Genomic DNA, 8,655 nt, shown 5'->3' on the forward strand with positions numbered 1-8,655 from the left:
TCCCCTTTGAGATGGGTTTTCCCCTTTGAGATGCGGGTTCTATAGTGAATTAATCAAAGTCATTGGCTTGCACGTCATAAAAGGGTGTGTGTGGGGGCTCTATGTCGGTGAGTAATATTTGAAAAAAGACTGAAATGCCTCTTATGGACGCTCTCAAAGGTCAATGGCTGTTGTAACATGAGAGACAAATGGTATGATGATGCTCAGCTACTACTTTTATGAAGTGAAAAGGGGCATGAAGGTAAAGAAGGACGTGGCGTAACAAGGGGCGGTTTTGATGGTTCACTTTACGGGGGCTATTATATCTTATTTACACATACTGTTTTGAAATGAGCGTGGATGCGCTGGGAAATATTAAAAAAGTGCGTGAATGAGGAACACAAGTGTATCCTGTTTTAGGATGCCCTATTGTAACTGAAGAGGATATCTCCATTAAAGAATGCGATAAATAAAAGCATAAAATGTGTAATTTACATCAATTAATTGTCGTTGTCGTGGATGCTTTAAGCCCGTAAAGCTGAAGAGTGATGATGGATATTAGCTTTACTCCTTGAAATTTCATATTCTGCCAAAATAAAATTATATACGCATTGCGAAAATTACACAAAAAGAGATGGGTAATAGGCTCGCTTTTATTTGGCATATAAAAGCTGAAACGGTTTGCTCTTTATCGTTTTGGTTTCTGTTTTAAAATATGCCGGTTATATGAGGGATGGAAGTTGATTGACAGCGGGAATGGATTTTATGTGGCTTTCAGTTCTCATCGTTAAGGTTTTGGGGAACTATTGGGGGACAATAGAGGTTGGTTTAAAGGGGTTGAAAATATCTTTGTGCTTAATAAACAGATGAGACATTTTGCTAAAAAAGGGGAAACTTCTCTTGTTCATTGTTTAAAATGCTCTTTTAAGAAAAAATATCAAAATAAGTATCAGGAACAGAGAGGCAATAGACAATTCCTTCTTGTGTCAATTTGAGGGAAGCTGAACCATTCACGGAAATGGGAACGATTTTTTCGAGAACGGCACTACCAAAACAGGCTTTTTTATTGTTTGTGGGAGGGATGCCGGATTCAAAATTTTCATGCCAAGTGATGATAAGTTGCGTTTTGCCATTCAGTTTTGTTTCAATTTCACAGCGTACACAGATGCTCCCCTTTTCTTGGGAAAGGGCTCCAAAAGAAAGAGAATTGACAATCAGTTCATGAAAAGCCAAACCGATATGCAAAGCGGCATTGGGAAAAAGATAAGGATCGACGCCTTCAAGTGAAAAACGTTCTGTTTCTTTCATAAAATAACCTAAAGCCTGCGTTTGGACCAATTCGCGAAATTGAGCACCGCGCCAATCGGAATCAGTGATCAGATCTTGAGAATGAGAAAGAGAATGAAGACGACCTTGAAATTTTCGTAAAAAAACCTGAAGAGATTCAGTATAGCGGGCGGTTTGGCTGGCAATACTTTGAATGATCGCTAGAAGATTTTTAGAACGGTGACTGACTTCGCGAAGAAGGATTTTAAGCACTTGTTCACGGCGGCGTAAGCCGGAAATATTGACACCGGTGGTGATAATACCAATAATGTCTTCGTTATCATTGCGGTGGCAATCAATGGAAAATTTGTACCAAATCTCTTGTTTATTTGTATCTTCAAAACGTGCTTCAACAGTTTGCATTTTGCCACTGGCTAAAACTTGCAGTTTGATGGTTTCCATATTGTCTGCAAGGTCAAGCGAAAAAAAGTCGCTGTCACGACACCCAACCCGCCATTTATTGTGCAAATGGTGTGGCAAGTTTTCAGCCCATAAATAAACCAGATTTGTTGCCTGATAGAGAACGCAAATATCAGCACCACGAATCGCTTGCATGAGCGCACTCATATGAGATTTATCCATGGGAGGCTTTGAAAGAGGCGTAACGATCATAATTTTAAGATGTTACCCTGTTCTAAGCCGCTTTAGAAGCATTCTCTTGAAAAAATAAAGCTTGGGAAATAAGCGCTTTCACCATATCAGGGTTAAAAGGTTTGGTTACTAAAAAAGTTGGTTCTGGACGCTCGCCAGTGAGAAGCCTTTCGGGAAAAGCCGTGATGAAAATCACCGGTATACGGTCATTTTTCAAAATCTCGTTGACCGCATCAATCCCTGAACTGTTATCGGCTAATTGAATATCAGCCAAAATCAACCGTGGTTTTTTCTTATGATACATGATGACAGCTTCATCACGCGTGCGCGCTATTCCTACAACATGATGACCTAGGCTTTCTACCATTTGCTCAATATCAAGTGCAATAAGAGGTTCATCTTCAATAATCATTACTTCAGTGGCAATTTGTTGAGAAATATCAATGGATGCTTGGTTGAGAAGCTTGCGAAATTCTTTCGTATCCAGATTCATGATTTCGCTGGCGTCTTGTTCATGAAATCCTTCAACGGCAATGAGCAAAAATGCTTGGCGTGCACGGGGCGTGAGATAGGATAATTTGGCACTGGTTTTTTGTTCAAGACCAAATTGGGGCAGGGGTTCTGGGATGTTTGGTGTGGTTTGGTCAAAAAGATGGCAAAAAAGCCAATAGGTACCAATTCGGTCAGTGGAGGCTTTGGGAAAAATGGAGATGTCGGCAATGAGTGCTTCCAACATCGCTGAAACATAGGCATCGCCAGAGGATTGGCTACCGGTGACAGAGCGGGCAAAACGCCGAAGATAGGGAAGATGCGGGGCAATGCGCGTTGATAATGACATAATTTATAACTCCTTTGACCTTTCAAGCATTTTGTTGGTTGAAATTCTCAACCGATAAAAAAGTTCCTTGATTTGTATGGAACTTTTTACCGACAGCTATATTTACAACCATAAGGCGAAAAATTCTTCGCGGTGCTACTAGTAATATATGGATTAGGGGGATGAAAAATGAACGACCGTGATGAAAAAAATCTCACCACACAATTTAGAGTTGGAGATGATCTTCTCGGGGTCAATAGCGAAATAGCACGGAAGTTACGTCAATTTTACATGGAAATTCAAGAAGAAGCACTGCCACGGTGTTTGCTTGAGCTTTTAGAGAAGTTGGAGCGCGCAGAGCAATTTGGCTTAAACAATGTGGAAAAGGTTTGAATCCTTTATGTCAAAGTGCGCGAAAAACTTTAAACAAGAACTCCTTTCTGTGTTGCCGGCTTTACGAGCTTTTGCTGTTTCTTTAAGTGGCAAGCACGATAAAGCCGAAGATTTGGTCCAAGATACTGTTATGAAGGCATGGGCTAAGCAAGATAGTTTTGAGATGGGAACTAATCTTAAAGCTTGGCTTTTTACCATTTTGCGCAATGAATTTTATAGTCAAATGCGTAAAAAGGGAAGAGAAGTTCAAGATACCGACGGCGTGTTTACTCAAAATGTCGCTGTTCATCCTGCTCAATATGGATCACTTGATTTGCAAGATTTCAAAAAAGCCTTAAATTTGCTTTCTGCCGATCAAAGAGAAGCCATTATTCTCATTGGCGCATCGGGATTTTCTTATGAAGATGCTGCGGCTATTTGTGGTTGTGCTGTTGGAACCATTAAAAGCCGTGTGAGCAGGGCGCGTAATCGATTACAAGAACTTCTTAAAGTCAACGGTGAGTCTGATTATGGTCCTGATTCTTACTCAGCTGGAAGTACATTGTGTTCATTTAACGGCTAAAAAAGCATAATAATTATGATCGATAGCCTTGTTTTTTTTATTCCCGTTATAGCTATTACAGTAAAGTCAGTATCTGAGGGAATTCAGAAGTTTGGCGTGTATCCTTAGGAACACAAGAAAAGCCTGTATAAAACTTTCTCACGGGCTTTAGGTTTTATGTTCCATAAGGTTGCCTTCCTTTGTGCTGAAAAATGACGACTTTCAAGTTCGCCAATGGACATTCTATGACAACAAAAACAAATTTGATGCCTCAAATGCCTTCTTCTGATGCAACGATATCACGCTGGCGGTGGGGTGCGATTGTTGTTTCTCTTGTTATGGCTCTTTTGGCATCGGTTTTTATTATGTTGCTTTCAAATGCCGTTGATCGAGAAGTCGCACAGTTGAATACAAGTTCAGAATTGCGCGAACAGGCTGATTTGGTCCTTATTAGCCTGATTGATATGGCTGTTGCTGATCGCAGCTATGCAAAAACGCGCAAGGCGGAAGATAAAATACGTTTTGAAAATGCAGAGCGGGAGTTGGGGAATATTCTCGACTATATCGCACTTATTGTTTATGCGCATCCGCAGTGGTATAAATGGTTTACGGCTTTTAAAGAAGAGGTTGAAGCACGAAAAGCCTTTATGAATGCCCATATGCGTGCTCTTGATGCGATTCCTGAACAACCTTCTCAACCTTCTCATGCGGACTCTTTGGAAGTATCAAAGATTCCTGTAGCACGTTTAGCTCAATTGATGACAAGCTTTATTAATGGGGATGATGTGGTGCGACAAAAACAGCGTGAGGGTATCGCATTGATGCGGGCGGCTTTGACATTGGCGGCTATTGTTTCCGTTGTGAGTACCTTTATTTCTGCCTATTTTGTTATTAATCGTTTTCATCGTGATATGCGCTCTTTAAAATTGTATCAATTGCTGCTTCATAGTGAAAATATCGCTCTGGAAGCCCGCGTGAAAGAACGAACACAAGAATTAGAAAGAGCACGTAATCACGCTGAAAAAGAACGCCAACGGGTTGAAATATTGTTGCAGGATGCAAGCCATCGCATTGGCAATTCTCTTGGGACGGTGTCTTCTTTGTTGGGGCTCCAGTTAAACCGGAGCAAAAATGAAGAGGTGCGTGCTGTTCTAGGGGCTGCACGTGATCGTATTCAGACAATTTCTACAGCACATCGTCGTTTGCGCTTAAGTGATGATATGGAAACGACTTTATTGGCAGAGTTTCTCAGCTCTGTTGTGCATGATGTCGAATTGGCAGTCCCTTTTGAATTGCGTGAAAACATCACCATTCACACCAACTTTAAAGATTGTCGCCTGTCTTCAAGAGATGCGACAACACTTGGAATTATCCTTGGTGAACTGCTGACAAATTCCTTAAAACATGCCTTTCCTGATCAACGGTCTGGTCATATTTATATCTCCTTTGGTCCCCAGAAAGATGGACAATTGATGCTCATTGTAGAAGATGATGGCGTGGGAATGAAAAGCCAAACTTTAAAACAAAAAACAGGACTTGGTCGTGTGGTCGTGGAACAGCTCTGTATGCAATTTGGTGAAAAACCTCTGTTTGAAACTTCTGCTTTAGGAGGCACAAAGATTGTCATTCCTTTGCCAAAACTTAGCATGAATAGTTCAAAAAAAAGCTCTGACTGATTTTTTAAAAGGGTAAATTTTTTCTTTTCTCGTGGTAAGCTGCCTTTCATTCATCGTGAATGTATGGGGAGGGCATCTTTTCACAAGAAGAAGGAAAAATACGGCTTCAGTAGCGCGAACACAGCACCATTCATATCAGATTGTCAATTGCCTTCAAGAGAAACAACTTTGCTTCTTTATCTTTTGGTGTAATGTTTGATTTTCTCTCTTGTTGTTTTTTTGCTTTGTTGACTCCGATGATAGGCTTTCAAAGTTCTCCTTGTCTGAGAGCTTTGAAGTGCTTAAGTTAGCCTTTAAATTTATTTTGAATAAGTGCTTCTTTAAGCCAATAATACTTATATTCGTAAGCTCTATTGCTTTGCAAAGAGAGAGTTTTTTCAAGTTTTGTTATTTTTTGTAAGGCATGTGAAACTTTAAATATGGGGTGTTTTTGTAAAAGTGTGTAACAAATATTCTCAAGGATAACTTGCTTAGAAAGTTCATGAAACACTGTCCTTTAGGGCTATGCACAACAAGCATTCAATAGGTGGAATCTATTCAAAAAGAAGTCGGGTTGTTTATAGATTGATATGGATTTTAGAATCTTCATCCTTTAGCGGGCACCTCTTTGATTTGAGATTTTATTGCATGGCAAATAAGGACGGGCTATCGTTTTGATAAAATAAACAAGAAGAGTTAGCCTTTTGGGGTTTCATATTTTTCACTTTTCTATTGTGCGTAAACCAGAAAAGGGGAGGGCGTTTTATTTTTAATCATTGTGATGCGACCTTGGGTGGTGGCATCTTTCGGCGTATTCTTTAATAGATATTTAAAATGCGGAAATCTCTTTAAGAAAAGTAAGCGCTCAAGCATATTTTTTAGATGTTTTGAGTCGTAAAAATGCAGATGCTTTAAGTTTCTTCGGAGGGTGCTATTGGGCTGTTGATCAAGGCATCAATGTTGTTTTTTTCTTGTAGGAATGTTTGTAGGTCTTGATTGGTTAAGGCTTTGCTATCCGGTATACGAATGCGCATGGGATCAACTTTGACGCCATTGACAATGATTTCAAAATGACAATGGGGACCGGTTGCCATTCCTGTTGATCCAACATACCCAATAATTTGTCCTTGTCGTACTTTCACGCCTGGTTTGATGTCTGGTGCATAACGACTTTGGTGTGAATAACTGCTGACATATCCATTGGCATGTTGAATTTCCGTATGGTTTCCATAGCCGCCTGTTACGCCTACTCTTGTGACAATACCATCTCCTACAGCAATAATGGGTGATCCTTTAGGAGCAATCCAATCAACACCCGTATGCATGCGGACATAGCCTAAAATAGGATGTTTGCGTGGACCAAAGGGAGAGCCAAAAATGCCATTTGGTGTGGGTTTGCGCAGCAAGAAAGGCTTTGAACTTTTCCCTTCAGAATCGTAATAATCAACGCTTCCATCTTTTAATTGATAACGGTAATATTTATAAGTTGTATTCCCAAAAGTTGCACTAATATAACGAATTTCTGGATCAGCGTTCTTGGATACTTCCTTTGCTTTCAAATTCTTTTTGCCGTTTTTGTTTTCTTTATCGCTTTGTGGTACAGCATAAAATATTTCGATCTGATCATTGGGTGTTATCGGACTTTTCATATCAATATTGGTGGCCAGCAGACGAATAAGACGATGAGAGAGAGATTGTGATATATTATGGCTTAGCAAAGCACTATAGAGTGCATCATAAGCCGTTGGTAATTGTGCGCTATTGATATAAGAATGTGGAATACCATTTTGAAAAGCCGTTTTAAGTGCTTTAGACATTTTAGGCTCTGTGCTTTCAATGAATTGGCCTTTATCATTCAGGGCAATGGTGAGAACATGATGCATCCCTTGATAGATACTTGCGCGTACGAGATGGTCTTCTTCACCAGCTTGTGTCACGATACCAATGCGTAAAAGGCTTCCCTCTTTAAGGGAATCGGAAAGGCTTATTTTTTCTAGCGTTTTTACAACCTGGTCAATTTGCTTTTTTGTATAACTGGTTTTTTTGAAAGCATCGGCTATCGTTTGTTTTTTACGAATAGGAATAATATCTTCAACATAGTTTTTCGTCAGATCGATACGGTGACTTTGAGGAGAAACGGTTACATTTTCTTGAACGATTCGAACTTCAGGGGATTCTGTGCCTTGGGAAGGGGAGGATACATCTTCTAATTTTAAAGGATCAATCAATGTGAGAACTGAAAGAAGTTCGGAGCTCTTTTCTAAAGTAAATCCAGCTTTTTGTACTTCTTGTTGTGCCTCTTCATCTGTCAATGTGTCGCTGTCATCAAAATCGAATTGATTTACCTTAAAATCATAGCTGCGTAAGGTGAGTTTTGTTTCAACCTTTGCTCCATAAATCTGCCCAGAATCTTCTTGTGGTGCGATATTTTGATTTTTCGTATCACTAGCAAGAATGCTTAAAGAATCAAATTTTGGATAGCTATATTTCTGGGGGCGATTTTCGGCTAAAGCCATACGAATCCATTCAAAATGTTGTGTTTGAATGACTTTTTCATCGCCTTTTTTTTGTAGAATCGATAATTCAAATTGACGTTTTCTGTCAAAGCTTTGCCTTGCATGGGTGGGAGAAATACGATCACCTTTATAGCCATTGGCCTCAGGGTCTTGTGATTCTGATAGGTTTTCTTGCGTAAACCATTGTGGCGGTGTTACCAATCGCTGTTGTTCATCAAGAGCCGTAAAAAGTGCAATCCCCATAAGAATGCAGGAAGTGATTCCTGTCAGAATGGTTCCCGTAAGCCAACGAGCAGAGACCTGTCGGCGCGCAGGCCGCAAGCGCTTGACGACAAGAGCAGGGTCTTGTCCAGGATCGTTTTTTTGTTGTTCGTTATCCCACATAGATTTATAAAAGTACTTTTCAATATTAAATAAAGAAAGCTAGATAGATAGATAGCTTAGCATGCTTCTACAGGAATTTGATTCTTTTTACAAATTACAGATCATGCGATTCTCTTTATACAGCAATGTCTTTATAAATCGTATCTGCGCAGAAAATTTTCTCTATTAAAGTAGTATAAAACAAGCGTTATTGTGATTAACTCATTCCCAGGCAACTTCCTATTTTTATGCATTGCAATGGGGTGCTATATTTTACTTTAAAGGCGCCATGCTCTCTTTGAACTCCTTGCTGTTTTCATGTTTTATTTTTATGAAGGCAGATTTTTCCAATAATGTCTTGAAATAGGATTTTTTGTTACAATATTTTATTGGAAATGTTTGGGTTATTTTATTTAAAAAAAAATAAAAAATGATATTGACTCTTTGCTTGAAAGAGTACTATATACGACGAGT

General features: G+C 39.5%; 6 protein-coding genes. 3 read left to right on the forward strand and 3 right to left on the reverse strand.

From position 1 onward, the window contains the following. Nucleotides 1–903: 903 nt before the first annotated feature. On the reverse strand, nucleotides 904–1,917 hold the full coding sequence (locus ACFIM6_RS03655; RefSeq protein ID WP_375611690.1) for a sensor histidine kinase: 1,014 nt from the start codon (nucleotides 1,915–1,917) through the stop codon (nucleotides 904–906). Between the two features lie 22 nt (nucleotides 1,918–1,939). Continuing rightward, nucleotides 1,940–2,734 carry a response regulator gene (locus tag ACFIM6_RS03660; RefSeq protein WP_375607013.1) on the reverse strand — a complete coding sequence of 265 codons (795 nt, stop codon included), beginning with the start codon at nucleotides 2,732–2,734 and terminating at the stop codon, nucleotides 1,940–1,942. Between the two features lie 168 nt (nucleotides 2,735–2,902). On the opposite strand from ACFIM6_RS03660, the gene ACFIM6_RS03665 reads away from it, so the two are divergent. The 3 genes from ACFIM6_RS03665 to ACFIM6_RS03675 all read left to right on the forward strand — a co-directional run bounded on the left by ACFIM6_RS03665 (nucleotide 2,903) and on the right by ACFIM6_RS03675 (nucleotide 5,323). After that, complete coding sequence (locus tag ACFIM6_RS03665; RefSeq protein WP_375610684.1) at nucleotides 2,903–3,106, forward strand: NepR family anti-sigma factor; 204 nt, start codon at nucleotides 2,903–2,905, stop codon at nucleotides 3,104–3,106. A gap of 7 nt (nucleotides 3,107–3,113) precedes the next feature. Then, the gene (locus ACFIM6_RS03670; protein WP_375611691.1) at nucleotides 3,114–3,668 is read left to right on the forward strand and encodes an RNA polymerase sigma factor; all 555 of its coding nucleotides are present in this window, start codon (nucleotides 3,114–3,116) and stop codon (nucleotides 3,666–3,668) included. 224 nt (nucleotides 3,669–3,892) lie between these two features. Beyond that, a complete protein-coding gene (locus ACFIM6_RS03675; RefSeq protein ID WP_375611692.1) occupies nucleotides 3,893–5,323 on the forward strand; it encodes a sensor histidine kinase in 1,431 nt (476 codons plus the stop codon). Nucleotides 5,324–6,213: 890 nt separating this feature from the next. Here the strand turns inward: ACFIM6_RS03675 and ACFIM6_RS03680 are convergent. Then, nucleotides 6,214–8,202, reverse strand: coding sequence for a M23 family metallopeptidase (locus ACFIM6_RS03680; protein WP_375611693.1), 1,989 nt, complete (start codon nucleotides 8,200–8,202; stop codon nucleotides 6,214–6,216). Nucleotides 8,203–8,655: the final 453 nt, after the last annotated feature.

The sequence above is a fragment of the Bartonella sp. AA9NXGY genome (genome assembly GCF_042196845.1).
In the GTDB taxonomy this organism is placed as follows: domain Bacteria; phylum Pseudomonadota; class Alphaproteobacteria; order Rhizobiales; family Rhizobiaceae; genus Bartonella.

Excerpts from the sequence above, each read along its gene's own strand:
- ACFIM6_RS03680 (WP_375611693.1), bottom strand. The coding sequence starts at position 8,202 with ATGTGGGATAACGAACAACAAAAAAACGATCCTGGACAAGACCCTGCT.
- ACFIM6_RS03670 (WP_375611691.1), top strand. The coding sequence starts at position 3,114 with ATGTCAAAGTGCGCGAAAAACTTTAAACAAGAACTCCTTTCTGTGTTG.
- ACFIM6_RS03655 (WP_375611690.1), bottom strand. The coding sequence starts at position 1,917 with ATGATCGTTACGCCTCTTTCAAAGCCTCCCATGGATAAATCTCATATG.
- ACFIM6_RS03660 (WP_375607013.1), bottom strand. The coding sequence starts at position 2,734 with ATGTCATTATCAACGCGCATTGCCCCGCATCTTCCCTATCTTCGGCGT.
- ACFIM6_RS03675 (WP_375611692.1), top strand. The coding sequence starts at position 3,893 with ATGACAACAAAAACAAATTTGATGCCTCAAATGCCTTCTTCTGATGCA.
- ACFIM6_RS03665 (WP_375610684.1), top strand. The coding sequence starts at position 2,903 with ATGAACGACCGTGATGAAAAAAATCTCACCACACAATTTAGAGTTGGA.